The 14,687-nt window shown below is 69.7% G+C and carries 14 protein-coding genes; 4 read left to right on the forward strand and 10 right to left on the reverse strand.

What is annotated here, in order from left to right; translation table 11 throughout:
- Positions 1 to 143: 143 nt before the first annotated feature.
- Both ABT115_RS09025 and trpS read right to left on the reverse strand, forming a co-directional pair.
- A complete protein-coding gene (locus tag ABT115_RS09025) occupies positions 144 to 734 on the reverse strand; it encodes a 2'-5' RNA ligase family protein (RefSeq protein ID WP_351785825.1) in 591 nt (196 codons plus the stop codon).
- Between the two features lie 112 nt (positions 735 to 846).
- On the reverse strand, positions 847 to 1,860 hold the full coding sequence (gene trpS / locus ABT115_RS09030; RefSeq protein ID WP_351785828.1) for a tryptophan--tRNA ligase: 1,014 nt from the start codon (positions 1,858 to 1,860) through the stop codon (positions 847 to 849).
- Positions 1,861 to 2,089: 229 nt separating this feature from the next.
- On the opposite strand from trpS, the gene rocD reads away from it, so the two are divergent.
- A complete protein-coding gene (rocD, locus tag ABT115_RS09035; protein ID WP_351785831.1) occupies positions 2,090 to 3,295 on the forward strand; it encodes an ornithine--oxo-acid transaminase in 1,206 nt (401 codons plus the stop codon).
- A gap of 90 nt (positions 3,296 to 3,385) precedes the next feature.
- Here the strand turns inward: rocD and ABT115_RS09040 are convergent, their stop codons facing one another.
- Both ABT115_RS09040 and ABT115_RS09045 read right to left on the reverse strand, forming a co-directional pair.
- Entirely contained in the window at positions 3,386 to 4,591 is a 1,206-nt protein-coding gene (locus ABT115_RS09040; RefSeq protein ID WP_351785833.1) for a glutathionylspermidine synthase family protein, read from the reverse strand.
- Positions 4,592 to 4,597: 6 nt separating this feature from the next.
- Entirely contained in the window at positions 4,598 to 4,897 is a 300-nt protein-coding gene (locus ABT115_RS09045) for a hypothetical protein (protein WP_351785836.1), read from the reverse strand.
- A gap of 127 nt (positions 4,898 to 5,024) precedes the next feature.
- Between ABT115_RS09045 and ABT115_RS09050 the strand changes: the two genes are divergently transcribed.
- Entirely contained in the window at positions 5,025 to 5,537 is a 513-nt protein-coding gene (locus ABT115_RS09050; protein ID WP_351785839.1) for a carboxymuconolactone decarboxylase family protein, read from the forward strand.
- 173 nt (positions 5,538 to 5,710) lie between these two features.
- Here the strand turns inward: ABT115_RS09050 and ABT115_RS09055 are convergent, their stop codons facing one another.
- The 3 genes from ABT115_RS09055 to ABT115_RS09065 form a co-directional block, all read right to left on the reverse strand.
- Positions 5,711 to 6,700 carry a malate dehydrogenase gene (locus ABT115_RS09055; RefSeq protein ID WP_351785841.1) on the reverse strand — a complete coding sequence of 330 codons (990 nt, stop codon included), beginning with the start codon at positions 6,698 to 6,700 and terminating at the stop codon, positions 5,711 to 5,713.
- A 306-nt stretch (positions 6,701 to 7,006) separates the two neighbouring features.
- Positions 7,007 to 7,747, reverse strand: a complete 741-nt coding sequence (locus tag ABT115_RS09060) for a DUF3017 domain-containing protein (protein ID WP_351785844.1) — start codon at positions 7,745 to 7,747, stop codon at positions 7,007 to 7,009.
- Positions 7,748 to 7,776: 29 nt separating this feature from the next.
- Positions 7,777 to 8,640: a bifunctional methylenetetrahydrofolate dehydrogenase/methenyltetrahydrofolate cyclohydrolase gene (locus tag ABT115_RS09065; RefSeq protein WP_351785846.1), complete on the reverse strand. Its 864-nt coding sequence runs from the start codon at positions 8,638 to 8,640 to the stop codon at positions 7,777 to 7,779.
- Between the two features lie 237 nt (positions 8,641 to 8,877).
- Between ABT115_RS09065 and ABT115_RS09070 the strand changes: the two genes are divergently transcribed.
- Positions 8,878 to 9,462: a hypothetical protein gene (locus tag ABT115_RS09070; protein ID WP_351785848.1), complete on the forward strand. Its 585-nt coding sequence runs from the start codon at positions 8,878 to 8,880 to the stop codon at positions 9,460 to 9,462.
- 155 nt (positions 9,463 to 9,617) lie between these two features.
- Here the strand turns inward: ABT115_RS09070 and purH are convergent, their stop codons facing one another.
- A complete protein-coding gene (purH, locus tag ABT115_RS09075; RefSeq protein WP_351785851.1) occupies positions 9,618 to 11,192 on the reverse strand; it encodes a bifunctional phosphoribosylaminoimidazolecarboxamide formyltransferase/IMP cyclohydrolase in 1,575 nt (524 codons plus the stop codon).
- Positions 11,179 to 11,835, reverse strand: coding sequence for a phosphoribosylglycinamide formyltransferase (gene purN / locus ABT115_RS09080; protein WP_327273415.1), 657 nt, complete (start codon positions 11,833 to 11,835; stop codon positions 11,179 to 11,181). The genes purH and purN overlap by 14 nt, the downstream gene beginning before the upstream one ends.
- Before the next feature lie 333 nt (positions 11,836 to 12,168).
- On the opposite strand from purN, the gene ABT115_RS09085 reads away from it, so the two are divergent.
- Complete coding sequence (locus ABT115_RS09085) at positions 12,169 to 13,119, forward strand: hypothetical protein (RefSeq protein WP_351785853.1); 951 nt, start codon at positions 12,169 to 12,171, stop codon at positions 13,117 to 13,119.
- Here the strand turns inward: ABT115_RS09085 and ABT115_RS09090 are convergent.
- Complete coding sequence (locus tag ABT115_RS09090) at positions 13,109 to 14,641, reverse strand: cell division protein PerM (protein ID WP_351785854.1); 1,533 nt, start codon at positions 14,639 to 14,641, stop codon at positions 13,109 to 13,111. The genes ABT115_RS09085 and ABT115_RS09090 overlap by 11 nt on opposite strands.
- Positions 14,642 to 14,687: the final 46 nt, after the last annotated feature.

A 14,687-nucleotide genomic window follows, 5' to 3' on the forward strand; every position in this document is an offset into this window, starting at 1 on the left:
GATCGGAAAGCGGACGCGGTCTGGTGCGTGCGATTCCAAGGCGCCGGGATGTCCTCGTAGCAGCGCTACGAGGACATCCCGGCAACGCGGGAAGCGTGCGTGCCAGGGCGTGGCCGCCCGATCAGAGGCCGCCCGACAGCCTCTCAGGGATGCAGGGAGGGCTCGTCCACGGAGAAGCCGCCCTGCGCGGGCACGGCGGGCGCGCCGCCGCCGGCACCGAACGGAAACTCGTTGATCTTGCGCCAGACGCCGTCCGGGCCCTGCTCGTGCAGCGCGAAGGAATCGCAGGTCCAGGCGGCCGCGAAGTCGGAGAGCTCCTCGTACGCCCGGTCCATGGCCTGCTCGGCGATGTCATGCGCGACCGTCACATGCGGGTGGTACGGGAACTGCAGCTCGCGCACCAGCGGCCCGGACGCGTCCCTGACCCGCTGCTGCAGCCACGAGCAGGCCGAGGCGCCCTCGACGACCTGGACGAAGACGACCGGCGAAAGGGGACGGAAGGTCCCCGTGCCGGCCAGCCGCATCGGAAAGGGGCGGCCGCCCGTGGCGATCTGCGCGAGATGCGCCTCGATCACGGGCAGGTCGGCCGCCTCGACCTCGGTCGGCGGGAGGAGGGTGACATGGGTGGGAATGCCGTATGCGGCAGGATCCCCGAAGCTCGCGCGCCGCTCCTGAAGCAGGCTGCCGTAGGGCTCCGGGACCGCGATCGAAACGCCGAGCGTTACGGTCCCCACGTCGTTCTCCTCAATCCTCGATGGTCGATGGCCTGTTTTCGACCATCCACCGGGTCAACTTCCCATCGCCAGTGTGACGCCTGCGGCTGCGGAACCGCCAGGGTTCTTGGACTCAGTGCTTCGCAGGCAGAAAGCCCATCCGGTCGTACGTCCGGGCCAGGGTCTCGGCCGCGACGGAGCGGGCCTTCTCCGCGCCCTTGGCCAGGATCGAGTCCAGCGTCTCCGGGTCGTCCAGGTATTCCTGGGTGCGGGTGCGGAACGGTGTGACGAACTCGACCATGACCTCGGCGAGATCGGTCTTGAGCGCACCGTAGCCCTTGCCCTCGTACTTCTGCTCCAGTTCCGCGATACCGGTTTCGGTCAGCGTGGAGTAGATGGTCAGCAGGTTGCTGACCCCGGGCTTCTCGGCCCGGTCGAAGCGGATGACGGTGTCGGTGTCGGTGACCGCGCTCTTGACCTTCTTTGCCGTGGCCTTCGGCTCGTCGAGGAGGTTGATCAGGCCCTTCGGGGTGGCCGCCGACTTGCTCATCTTCGACGACGGGTCCTGAAGGTCGTAGATCTTCGCCGTCTCCTTGAGGATGTACGGGTCCGGCACGGTGAACGTGTCGCCGTAGCTGCCGTTGAACCGTTCGGCGAGGTTACGGGTCAGCTCCAGGTGCTGGCGCTGGTCCTCGCCGACCGGGACCTGGTCGGCCTGGTACAGCAGGATGTCGGCGACCATCAGCATCGGGTACGTGAAGAGACCGACCGTGGTGCGGTCGGCGCCCTGCTTGGCGGACTTGTCCTTGAACTGCGTCATGCGGGACGCCTCGCCGAAGCCGGTGAGGCAGTTCATGATCCAGCCGAGCTGGGCGTGCTCGGGGACATGGCTCTGCACGAAGAGCGTGCAGCGCTCCGGGTCGAGACCGGCGGCGAGCAGCTGGGCGACGGCGAGCCGGGTGTTCGCGCGCAGCTGAGCGGGGTCCTGCGGAATGGTGATCGCGTGCAGGTCCACGACCATGTAGAAGGCGTCATGGGATTCCTGCAGCGCCACCCACTGGCGGACCGCACCGAGGTAGTTGCCGAGGTGGAACGAGCCTGCGGTGGGCTGGATTCCGGAGAGCACGCGGGGGCGTTCAGAGGCCATGAAACCCATTCTCTCAGGTACGGAACCGATCTCCGGCAGCCGGTACGGAAGGTGTGTGGGCGCCGGACGCACGGCGCCGCGAATGAGACGTGGAACACATTCGGGCCGGCTGAGCGGCTGCGTGCGGTGGACGGGCGCGCCGTGAATCGAAGGTTTCCTCGACAGGGTTCCGACCGACGATACAAAGGGGCACCACCTCCGCCCACGCCGCACGACGAACGGAGATCCCGTGTCGACCACGGAAACTGCCATCGCCTCCGCCGAGGCGCACAGCGCGCACAACTACCATCCGCTGCCCGTCGTCGTCGCTTCGGCGGATGGAGCCTGGATGACCGATGTCGAGGGCCGGCGCTACCTCGACATGCTCGCCGGATATTCGGCACTCAACTTCGGTCACTGCAACCGGCGTCTGCTCGACGCGGCCAAGGCACAGCTGGAGCGGGTGACCCTCACCTCGCGCGCCTTCCACCACGACCGGTTCGCCGATTTCTGTACGCGGCTCGCGGATTTGTGCGGCATGGAAATGGTGCTGCCGATGAACACCGGGGCGGAGGCCGTGGAGACCGCGGTGAAGACCGCCCGCAAGTGGGGCTACCGGGTGAAGGGGGTCCCGGACGGCATGGCGAAGATCATCGTCGCCGCGAACAACTTCCACGGCCGGACGACGACGATCATCAGCTTCTCCACGGACCCGGAGGCACGGGAGGACTTCGGTCCGTACACGCCGGGGTTCGAGATCGTTCCGTACGGGGATCTGACCGCGCTCGCGGAGGCGATGACCGAGAACACCGTGGCGGTGCTGCTGGAGCCGATCCAGGGCGAGGCCGGGGTGCTGGTACCGCCGCCCGGCTATCTCCCCCAGGTGCGTGAACTCACCCGTGAGCGGGATGTGCTGTTCATCGCGGACGAGATCCAGTCGGGCCTGGGCCGGACCGGGAAGACCTTCGCCTGTGAGCACGAGGGTGTCGTGCCGGACATGTATGTGCTCGGCAAGGCGCTGGGCGGTGGTGTGGTGCCGGTGTCGGCGGTGGTCTCGTCGAAGGATGTGCTCGGGGTGTACCGGCCCGGTGAGCACGGTTCGACGTTCGGCGGGAATCCCCTTGCCTGTGCGGTCGCACTGGAGGTCATCGCGATGCTCCGTACCGGCGAATTCCAGCAGAGGGCCACCGAGTTGGGCGAGCACCTCCACCAGGAGCTGGGGCTGCTGGTGGGCAGGGGCGCGGTGGAGGAGGTACGGGGCCGCGGGCTGTGGGCGGGCGTCGACATCGCCCCGCACCACGGCACCGGCCGGGAGATCTCCGAGAAGCTGATGGGCCGCGGGGTGCTGGTCAAGGACACCCATGGCTCGACGATCCGGATCGCCCCGCCGCTGGTGATCAGCAAGGAGGACCTGGACTGGGGGCTGGAGCAGCTCCGCGGTGTCCTGCGCGGCTGACGACCGACGGCCCAGGCCACAGGTCGCAGGTCGCCTCTCACGTCATCCTCGGCCGGTCGCCGGTCGCCGGTCGCGGTCGCGGTCGCGGCCCTAGAGGATGACGTGAGGCAGGAAGCGGGCGTATTCGTCCGTGACCAGTCCCGCCGATTCGCGGATGCCCAGCCCGGCCGCCTCGTCCTCGACGACCCATGCCCCCAGCACCACCCGGTTGCCGTCGAAGTCCGGCAGCGGTGCCAGCTCCTGGTAGCAGCACGGCTCGTCCCGCGGCGCCGCGGGACTTCCCGGTTCGTGGATGGTGACCCCGGCCCCTTCACGGCCCAGCAGCGGCTTGGCGACGTATCCCCGGCCGCGGCCCCCGGAATCCTCACCCTGCTTCGCGAGTTCGCGCGGGCCGTCGAGGTAGGAGGCGAGCAGGTTCGGGTGGCCGGGGTAGAGCTCCCAGAGGATCGCCAGGAGCGCCTTGTTGGAGAGGAGCATCTTCCAGGCGGGCTCGATCCAGCAGGTGGTGCCGGTGGAGCCGCCGTTGTCGAGGGTGTCCAGCACATGCGGCCCGAACTTGTCGGTCGCCAGCCACTCCCACGGGTACAGCTTGAAGCAGCTGCGGATGAACCGGAGGCGTTCGTCCACGAACCGGCCGGTCAGCCGGTCCCAGCCGATCTGTTCCACGGAGAGTGCCTCCGTGTCGAGTCCGGCCTGTTCGGCGGTCTCCCGCAGATAGGCGACCGTCATCAGGTCCTCGCCGATCTCGTCGCCCTCGGAGTGCGCGAAGTGCACCGGCCCGGCCGGCAGCAGCGCGGCCTGTCGGCGCCACGCCTCGACGAGGCGTTCGTGCAGCGAGTTCCACTGATCGGCGCCCGGGAAGCAGTCCTCCATCCAGAACCACTGGGCGCTCGCGGCCTCCACCAGGGAGGTGGGTGTGTCCGCGTTGTACTCCAGCATCTTCGCCGCCCCGGTCCCGTCGTAACGCAGGTCGAACCTGCCGTAGATGGAAGGGAGTTCGTCGCGGCGGCGCCAGGATTCGGCGATCAGGCCCGCCAACCGGGGGTCGGTGATGCCGAGTTCGGCGAAGCGGTCCCGCTCCACGATGTGTGCGGCGGCGGCCAGGCACATCGTGTGCAGTTCCTCGACGACCTCTTCCAGCGCCTCGACCTCGGGCAGCGAGAAGACGTAGTAGGCGCTCTCGTCCCAATACGGGCGCAGCGACCCGTCGGGGTAGCGGGTGAGCGGGTAGACGACGCCCTGGTTCTCGACCGTCTCCTGCCAGCCGGGGCGGGGCGGTGTGGTGCGGCGTTCCATGCCGGTTCAGCCGCCTCCGGTGCCTGAGCAGCCGAAGCCGCCGCGTTCGACGGCGGACTTGTCGAAGCTGCCGCCCTCCACCTTGCCGTTCCTGCTCGAACCGCCGTAGTAGTACGAACCGCCGCCGCTTCCGCTGCTGCTTCCGCTTCCACTGCCGCTCTTGCATTTGTAGCTGGGCAGCTCTTTATGGGTCAGCGAGTCGACGCACCGCTTGTCCGGTTCCGAACCGCAGGAGGTGATCATCGCTGCGAGCACCCCCATGCCACCGAGCACCACCGTGCTCGACCTCAGCCTGCGTATGGCCATGATTCTGTCTCCCCCGTAACGAATCAAGTCAGTGTGACCACTTGTCAGATTAGAGGGCCACCGGCTGCGGCCGAAAGCGGGTGCGCCGAACATACTGCTGCGCCACCCCCGCCGTAACGTCATATCCATGACGACGAACGAGCACAACCACCCGACCTCCGCACTCAACCCCGAGCACACCCCTCGTATGCGCTGGACCGAGCTCGCCCCCGATGTCTACAAGGCGATGCTCCGGCTGGAAGTGGCGTCCCGTAAGGGCCTCGACCCGGTCGTGGCGGAGCTGGTGAAGATCCGCTCCTCGCAGCTCAACCACTGCGCGTTCTGCCTCGACATGCACACCAAGGACGCGCTGGCGGCAGGTGAGTCGATCGAGCGGATCGTCCAGCTCAGCACGTGGGAGGAGTCGCAGCACTTCTACACGCCCAAGGAGATCGCCGCCATCGAGCTGACCGAGGCCGTGACCGTACTGACCGACGGCTTCGTGCCCGACGCGGTGTACGAGAAGGCCGCCAAGCACTTCGACGAGACGGAGCTCGCCCACCTCATCGCCGCGATCACGGCGATCAACGCCTGGAACCGGTTCGCCGTGACCACCCGCATGGTCCCCGGTCACTACACGCCGGGCGACATGAAGCACTGACCCGGCACACCCGCACCCCGCCGGCCCCTCCGTCGGCCCCCTGGCCCTCCCGGCCCGTGGCTCGTGGGATGCGGCGAGCGCCCGTGTCCATACAACCGCCCCCGGCAGCGACTGCTGCCGGGGGCGGTGCGGCACGCCTCGGAGGCGTACGGATCAGATCAGGGGTGTACGGATCAGATCAGGCCGAGCTCGCGAACCGCGTCGCGCTCCTCGATGAGCTCCTGCACCGTCGCGTCGATGCGCGTACGGGAGAACTCGTTGATGTCCAGGCCCTGGACGATCTCGTACTTGCCGTCCTTCGTGGTGACTGGGAAGGACGAGATGATGCCCTCGGGCACGCCGTAGGAGCCGTCCGACAGGACACCCATGGAGGTCCAGTCGCCGGCGGCGGTGCCGTTGACCCAGGTGTGGACGTGGTCGATGGCGGCGTTGGCGGCCGAGGCGGCCGAGGACGCGCCACGGGCCTCGATGATCGCGGCGCCGCGCTTGGCGACGGTCGGGATGAAGGTGTCGGCCAGCCACGCCTCGTCGTTGACGGTCTCGGCGGCGTTCTTGCCGGCGATCTCCGCGTGGAAGATGTCCGGGTACTGGGTGGCCGAGTGGTTGCCCCAGACCGTCAGCTTCTTGATGTCGGAGACGGCGGCACCGGTCTTGGCTGCCAGCTGCGAGACCGCGCGGTTGTGATCGAGACGCATCATCGAGGTGAAGCGCTCGGCCGGTACGTCCGGGGCGGCGGCCTGCGCGATGAGCGCGTTGGTGTTGGCCGGGTTGCCGACGACGAGGACCTTGATGTCGTCCGCGGCGTGGTCATTGATGGCCTTGCCCTGCGGCTTGAAGATGCCGCCGTTGGCGGAGAGCAGGTCGCTGCGCTCCATGCCCTTCGTACGCGGGCGGGAGCCGACCAGCAGGGCGACGTTGGCGCCGGCGAAGCCGACATTGGGGTCGTCGGTGATCTCGATGTTGCGCAGCAGCGGGAAGGCGCAGTCGTCGAGCTCCATCGCGGTGCCCTCGGCGGCCTTCAGCCCCTGCGGAATCTCCAGGAGGCGCAGGTTGACCGGCACGTCCGGGCCGAGCAGATGGCCGGAGGCGATGCGGAAGAGCAGCGCGTAGCCGATCTGGCCGGCTGCGCCGGTCACGGTGACATTCACGGGAGTGCGGGTCATGGCGATCTCCGTTTGACAGCTGGCGGTGGGGGTTCCTGCCCCTGGTGCTGGACATCTCTGAATCTTGATGTGAAGAGATATCCAGCGATCAGGCTATCCGACCCGGAGCCTCCCGACCGCCCGGCCCCCTGTGGCACCGCACACAACCCGTCACACAGCGTTCACCCAGCCGTACCGGGGGTGTTCGATTCGAGACTCGGGGCACAACCGCGCACGCCCCAGGCGGCACCGATGCGTGCAGGGCACACCTTTGCGTGCCGATCACACCGTTGCGCGCCGTCCCTATTTCCCCCGAAGTCGTTGGTCTCAGCGGATCGCGAAGTGGACCGCTTGCTCCAGGAACGGAAGGTCCAGCCACGGCTTCGGCTGCGCCACCAGCGCGAGCATCACGATGAGAAAGCCGAGCAGCCCGTACGTCACCATGTCGGTGAAGCGGGAACGGACCGCCAGCATGCCCACCGACGGGATCATGGCCCGCAGCACGGCACCCCCGATGAGGGCCACACCGATCAGGATCGTGCCGATCCTGAAGGCCTCGGCGAAGGGGTCGAGGGCCACGATCAGCAGCCCGATCCCGGCCGTGCACAGCACGGCGAGCAACGGCCACTGCCGGGCCGGGGCGGGTGCGTCCCCGGGTGCGGCCCGGCCGCCGCCCTCGGGGCGCGCGGTGTCCCGGGTGAACGACGGGAACCTCCTCGACGGACGCGGACCCCTGTGCGTGGCGCCGTCCGGGGCGCTGCGGCCGGGGGCGGTGGCAGCAGCCGCAGCCTCCGGGCGGGTGTCCTCGCCCGGGTCCGCGTCGCCGGAGTCCTCACCGGCGTCCGCGTCGGAGCCCTCACCGGCGTCCCCGTCGCCCCGGACGACCGTCCCCTCGCGAGCAGGACTTTCACTCGCAGCTTCACCGGTCGCGGCTGCCTCACAGGTCTCAGCCCGATCCGGCGCAGCCTCATCTGCCGCACCAGCACCGGAGACGTCCGCGCCCGACGACACCGGAGACGTCCGGTCCGCCTCGGCGGCCGGGTTGGCCGAACTCGTACCAGCACCCATGGAGTTCCTTCCGGATCGGGGCAGTCGGCTCAGACCGCGCCGGCTGCGTTGCGCTCGGCCGCCTCGACCACATTGACGAGCAGCTGGGCGCGAGTCATCGGGCCGACACCGCCCGGGTTCGGGGAGATCCAGGCAGCGACCTCGGCCACGCCCGGGTGAACATCCCCGACGATCTTGCCGTGCTCGTCCCGGCTGACGCCGACGTCGAGCACGGCCGCGCCCGGCTTCACGTCCTCGGGCTTGATGATGTGCGGTACTCCGGCGGCGGCGACGATGATGTCGGCCTGCTTGAGCTGGGCCGAGAGGTCACGCGTACCGGTGTGGCACTGGGTGACGGTGGCGTTCTCGGACTTACGGGTCAGCAGCAGCGGGATCGAGCGGCCAATGGTGACACCGCGGCCGACGACCACGACGTGTGCCCCGTTGATCTCCACGTCGTGGTGGCGGAGCAGCTGGACGACACCCTGCGGGGTGCAGGGCAGCGGACCGGTCTCGTTCAGCACGAGCCGACCGAGGTTCATCGGGTGGAGACCGTCTGCGTCCTTGGCCGGATCCATCAGCTCCAGGACACGGTTGGTGTCGATCCCCTTGGGGAGGGGAAGCTGCACGATGTACCCCGTGCACTCGGGGTTGGCGTTGAGCTCCCGTACGACGTCCTCGATCTCCTCCTGGGTGGCGGTGTCGGGGAGTTCGCGCTGAATGGAACCGATGCCGACCTGTGCGCAGTCACGGTGCTTGCCGTTCACGTACCACCGGCTGCCCGGATCGTCCCCGACCAGCAGGGTTCCCAGGCCAGGGGTGATGCCCCGCGCCTTGAGGGCCGCCACGCGGACGGTGAGATCGGACTTGATCGCAGCTGCGGTGGCCTTGCCATCGAGAATCTGGGCAGTCATGCCCCCATATTCGCGGATGACCCCGCCCGCATACCAATTCCGGGTGCCCACGGTGGCCATCAGGTTGCGCTTACACAACGCATTCGGCAATCGACTGGACAAAAAGTCTTTGTCAGGACCACGATGAGCCGCGCAGCACCGCGGACAGTGTCGGGGGGACAGACCGTACAAATTGCGCATGTTTCCTCCGCTCGGACCGCGTCGTCCCCGCACTTTTTGCAACGGAGGAAATTCGCCATGAGCTTCGGCGACCCGAACAACCCCTACGGCCAGCAGCAGCAGGGCGGGCAGCCGGGGTACGGCTACCCGCAGCAGGCCCCGCAGGGTATGCCGCAGCAGGGCGGCTATCCCGCGGCCCCGCCGGTCAACCAGCAGTACGGCGCTGGATTCGGCTTCCCGGGTGCCCCGGTCGAGATGCCGGGCGGCGTGAAGGCGGCTCGCGTGATGCTGTGGGTCGTCGCCGCCTTCCAGGTCATCGGCGCCATCATCGCTTTCGCAGGCATGGGTGCGGTCGACGCTGCCGTCAATAACGCCGGCTCCACCGCCGACACCGAGACGATCGCCAATGTCGGCAAGGGCGTCCTCGCGTTCGCCGCCGTGCTCGCGCTGATCTTCGCCGGGCTCTCGGTCGCGCTCGCGCTCAAGATGAAGACCGGTGGCAATGCCACCCGTGTCTGCGCCATCGTCTACGGCGCGTTCATCTGCCTCGGCGGCATCTTCCAGCTGCCCCTGGGCATCGTCACCATCGCGCTCGGCGTCCTGATCATCGTCTTCGTGGCGAAGTCGGACGGGGCCGCTTGGTTCCAGCGACCGCGCGCCTGAGCCGACCGGCCGCGACAGTCGACTCGCCTCGCAGCCGCAGATACCGGCTGAAGGCCGTAACCCGCGCAAGCTCGCGGGTTACGGCCTTCGGCCTTGTCCGTACGGCGGTCGCCGGGCGAGACGGCTACTGGCGAGGAGCCGGTGCGCCCAGCCCGTCAGTGGAAGAAGTGCCGCGTACCCGTGAAGTACATCGTCACGCCCGCCTTCTTCGCGGCTTCGACGACCAGCTCGTCACGGACCGAACCGCCCGGCTGGGCCACGGCCTTGACACCGGCCGCGGCCAGGATCTCCAGCCCGTCCGGGAACGGGAAGAAGGCGTCGGACGCGGCGTACGCGCCCCGCGCCCGCTCCTCGCCCGCCCGCTCGACGGCCAGCTTCGCGGAGTCGACCCGGTTGACCTGGCCCATGCCGACGCCGACCGAGGCACCATCCTTGGCGAGCAGGATCGCGTTGGACTTGACCGCACGGCAAGCCTTCCAGGCGAAGGCGAGCTCCTTCAGCCCGTCCGCGGAGAGAGCCTCACCGGTGGCGAGGGTCCAGTTGGCCGGGTCGTCGCCGTCGGCCTGGAGGCGGTCGGTGACCTGGAGCAGCGCGCCGCCGTCGATCGGCTTGACCTCGACCGGGGCGGTCGGGGCGTCGGGGCAGCGCAGCACGCGGATGTTCTTCTTCCGGGCCAGGACCTCGACCGCGCCGTCCTCGTACGCCGGGGCGACGATGACCTCGGTGAAGATCTCCGCGACCTGCTCGGCCATGGCGACGGTCACCGGACGGTTGACGGCGATGACACCGCCGAAGGCGGACAGCGGGTCGCAGGCGTGCGCGTTGCGGTGCGCCTCGGCGACGTCGGCGGCGATCGCGATGCCGCAGGGGTTGGCATGCTTGATGATCGCGACGCACGGCTCGGCGTGGTCGTACGCGGCCCGGCGCGCGGCGTCGGTGTCCGTGTAGTTGTTGTACGACATCTCCTTGCCGTGCAGCTGCTCCGCCTCGGCCAGGCCGCCGGCGCCCGAGGTGTAGAGCGCGGCGGGCTGGTGCGGGTTCTCGCCGTACCGCAGGATGTTCTTGCGCTCGTACGTGGCACCGAAGAAGTCGGGGAAGCCGGAGTCGTCGGCGGGCGCGTACCCTTCAGCGGCTTCGCCGGCAGCGCCCGCGAACCAGGAGGCCACGGCCACGTCGTACGCGGCGGTGTGCTGGAACGCCTCGGCGGCCAGGCGCTTGCGGGCGGTCAGGTCGAAGCCGCCCGCCTTGACCGCGGCAAGGACGTCGGCGTACCGCTCGGGGCTGGTGACGACGGCTACGGACGGGTGGTTCTTGGCGGCGGCGCGGACCATCGACGGGCCACCGATGTCGATCTGCTCCACGCATTCGTCGGCGGACGCGCCGGAGGCGACGGTCTCCTTGAACGGGTACAGGTTGACGACGACGAGATCGAACGGCTCCACACCCAGCTCGGCGAGCTGCTCGCAGTGGGCGTCCAGGCGCAGGTCCGCGAGGATGCCGGCATGGATGCGCGGGTGCAGCGTCTTGACGCGGCCGTCGAGGCACTCGGGGAAGCCGGTGAGCTCCTCGACCTTGGTGACCGGCACCCCGGCAGCAGCGATCTTCCCGGCGGTGGAGCCGGTGGAGACGAGCTCGACGCCTGCCTCGTGCAGACCGCGGGCGAGGTCTTCGAGCCCCGACTTGTCGTAGACACTGACCAGGGCGCGGCGGATGGGCTTATTCACCGACATGACCGAGATGAACCTTTCGTCCCTCAATGCGATAGCCGTCACGGGCGAGCCGCCCCACGGCCTCGACGAGCAGCTTGCGCTCGACTTCCTTGATGCGTTCGTGGAGAGCGGCTTCGCCCTCCGCCGTGTCCGCTTCGGCCACCTCGACCACGCCCTGCGCGATGATCGGACCGGTGTCGACGCCGTCGTCGACGAAGTGGACGGTGCACCCGGTGACCTTCACGCCGTACGCGAGTGCGTCACGCACCCCATGGGCACCGGGAAAGCTGGGGAGCAGAGCGGGGTGGGTGTTGATGAACCGGCCACCGAACCGGGCGAGGAACTCCTTGCCCACGATCTTCATGAATCCCGCGGACACCACGAGGTCCGGGCGGTGCTCGGCCGTCGCGGCCGCGAGTGCCGCGTCCCACTCCTCGCGGGTGGCATGGTCCTTGACCCTGCACACGAAGGTCGGCAGTCCGGCGCGCTCCGCCCGTTCCAGACCGACGATGCCGGAGCGGTCGGCGCCGACCGCGACGACCTGCGCACCGAAGCCCTCGGGGTCGTCGCCGATGGCGTCGAGCAGGGCTTGGAGGTTCGTACCGGAGCCGGAGACCAGCACGACCAGACGGGCCGGTGCGGCGGAGGGGGGCGGGGAGGCCACGGCTGGGCCCTTTCTCGCGTGATGAAGCAGAGCAGCGCTGATTTGTATGGTCGTACGAAAGAATCGAGCCCCTCGATACGGGGAACCCTACGAACCGGCCGACCGTCAGCAACGATACCGGCACCTCGGGGGACCCCCATGGGACGGGGGTGAGAGGGGGCCGCAGGCCGACTGCGGGCCGGCGGCGGTGAAGAGCGAGAGGGTCCGGGTGACGAGTCTCGGACAGCTGCGCCACACTCCCAGCTTTCGGCCCCTCCTGGCCGGGAGGTAGCGTCAGGGGACAGGGAACCGTCCGCAGGGCGGAAATGACGAGATGGGGAAGACGTTCACCACATGCCGGACCGACGCCACCGCACCGCCTTCCGCCACCCGCTGCCCGAGCGGACCCCACTGATGCTGCGGGAGCGCCGGTCCCCCACGGACCCTTCCTCTTCTTCCGGTTTTTCCGGCCCCTCTGACTCTTCCGGTTCTTCCGGTTCGTCGGGGTCCGCCGGCCCGGCGGACGGCAACCCGTTCGCCGCACCACCCGAGGACCGGCCCGACCAGCCCTGGCAGCCCCGCCACCCTTCAAACGCCGGAAGCGGCAACGAGAACGGCGGCCGCGGCGACGGCGACGGGTCGTCCCAGGGCGGCTCCGGCGACGAGCGGCCGGTCTGGGGCAGCCAGTGGAGCAGCCGACAGCCCGGGCGCCAGAGCGGCGGTTTCGGCGGTCGCCCCGGAGGCCAGGGCGGCGGGCCGGACGGTCAGGGCGGCCCCGCGGGCAGCCCCGGCGGACTGCGCTGGGACCCGACCGACCCCGCCCAGCGCCGCGCACGCTACGCGCTGCTCTCCGGCATGTGGGCCTTCTTCTTCGCGCTCTTCAACTTCCCGGAGCTCGGCCTGCTGCTCGGCGCACTTGCCGTGTACTGGTCGATCAGCGCGCTCCGGGCGAAGCCGAAGGAAGCGTCCGCGCCGGGCGGCGCCGCCGGAGCACCCAGGTCCGCCACAGCGTCCGGTACGCCTATTGTCGGCCCCCTTCAGGGTTCCGGTTCCGGGCGCATTCCAGCGTCCACGCCCGGCGCCCCCGCCGCTCCGGGCTACGGCAGGCAGCAGACCACGGCTGCTGTCAGCGGCCTGCTGATGGCGCTGCTCGCGCTCTCGATCGTCGCGATGACGTTCACGGTGCAGCTCGTCTACCGCGACTACTACACCTGTGTGAACGACGCCCTGACCAAGTCCGGCCAGATGGCCTGCAACGACCTGCTGCCGAAGCCGCTGGAGCCCTTCTTCGGCGTCAAGAACTGACACCTCGCGAGTCTTGAGGATCCATGGACGGCCCAGCCTCCCCAGGCCGGGCCGTCCGTTCGTGCCAGGGGGCGGTCGGCAGGAAGTCGTACAGCTCGGAGTCGTACAGCTCGGAGTCGTACGGCTCGGATTCGTCGCTCCTCTCGTCCGACGTGGACACCGACGAATCGGCTCCCTGTGCGGGCGCCTGAGCTCCCGGCGCGTACTCCACCGTCGCCGTCCCCTTTGCCGGTCGTCGCACCCACCGTTTACCGTCGCCCCGTTTACCGTCGCCCCGTTTACCGTCGCCGCCCCGCAGCCGCCAGGCCCGGAGCAGCAGCGCCCCAGGGACGCCGAGCAGCGCCGTCCACGCCAGGGCCGCCGCACCGGTCAGCCACCAGACCGGGCCGAACTCCGCCAGCGCCCTGGTGCCGAGCGGTCCCCCCGCTGCCGCGGCCAGCACCGCTGCGCCGGCCCCGCACCCCAGTGCCCCCAGCCCGGCCGTCAGCGCGGTCTCCCGCAGGCTCCACACCTCCTCCCGCCCGGCGAGGGCGGGCGCGGCCCGCCGCACCGTGAACCGGGCGACCGTCACCCCGGCTGCGACCGGCACCGCCCCGGCCGCCCAGTTCAGGGTCGTCCCCGGCCCCTGGGCCGGCACCGCGGCGAGCAGCGGGAAGACGGGCAATGCCGGGTACCCCGAGAAGGCCAGCGGGGTGACCGTGGACGCCGTACCGAGCGCGAAGCCCGGCCCGAGTCCGTACGCGGCGCCCCACACCACCGCGTTCGGCACCAGGACCAGCGCGAGCAGCAGTACCGGGACCCGGCCCGCCCAGTCGCCCGAGAGCTGGACGAACGACTGCTGAACCCCCTGCGCATGCCACACCAGCGCCACCACGACAAGCAACGCCCCGCCACCGAGCAGCACCGCCACCCCGGCCGCGGCCGACCGGCACGCCGTCTTGGCGCACTCCCTGAACCGGGTACGGGCCAGCTTCTCGTGCAGGCGCACCGGCGCCCAGGATGGCGGCGCGATCGGGTGCCCCGATGCCGTCCAGACCCCGGCAGCCGCCGCACTCGTCACCACAACGGCCGATGGGAAGAGCAGCGACGGTGTGTACACGGACAGCGAACCACTTTGCGCATAGAACGCGACAGCGGCTCCGACCAGCAGATATCCGCCGCTGACCACGGCGAACGCGCCCGCCGCCGAAGGCGCCGGGCGCCCCTCGTCGGGCTCAAGGGCATCCCGGACCGCTCGGTGCACCAGCCACACCGGCACCACGGCGAGCAGCAGCGGGACGACGCCGACCGGGGCGGGGTCTCCGCTGAGCGTGTCGGTTCTGATCAGCTCGGCACCGTGGGTGAGCAGCCAGAGCCCTGCCGCCGTTCGAAGGGCCCCGGCGGGGCCGTCGCCGGGAGCCGGGGAGCTGATCCACAGCGTCATGACGAGCATGGTGAGCGCGCCCAGCCCCAGTCCGGCCGCAAGCGCCCCACGCAGGAAGGTGAGGGCCAGTACGGCGGACCGGCCCTGCTCTGCCGACAACGACGCACTGTGTTCGGTCGCTTGGGTCACATGGCCATGCTCCCAA

This window comes from Streptomyces sp. NPDC001832 (assembly GCF_040297265.1).
GTDB lineage: Bacteria > Actinomycetota > Actinomycetes > Streptomycetales > Streptomycetaceae > Streptomyces.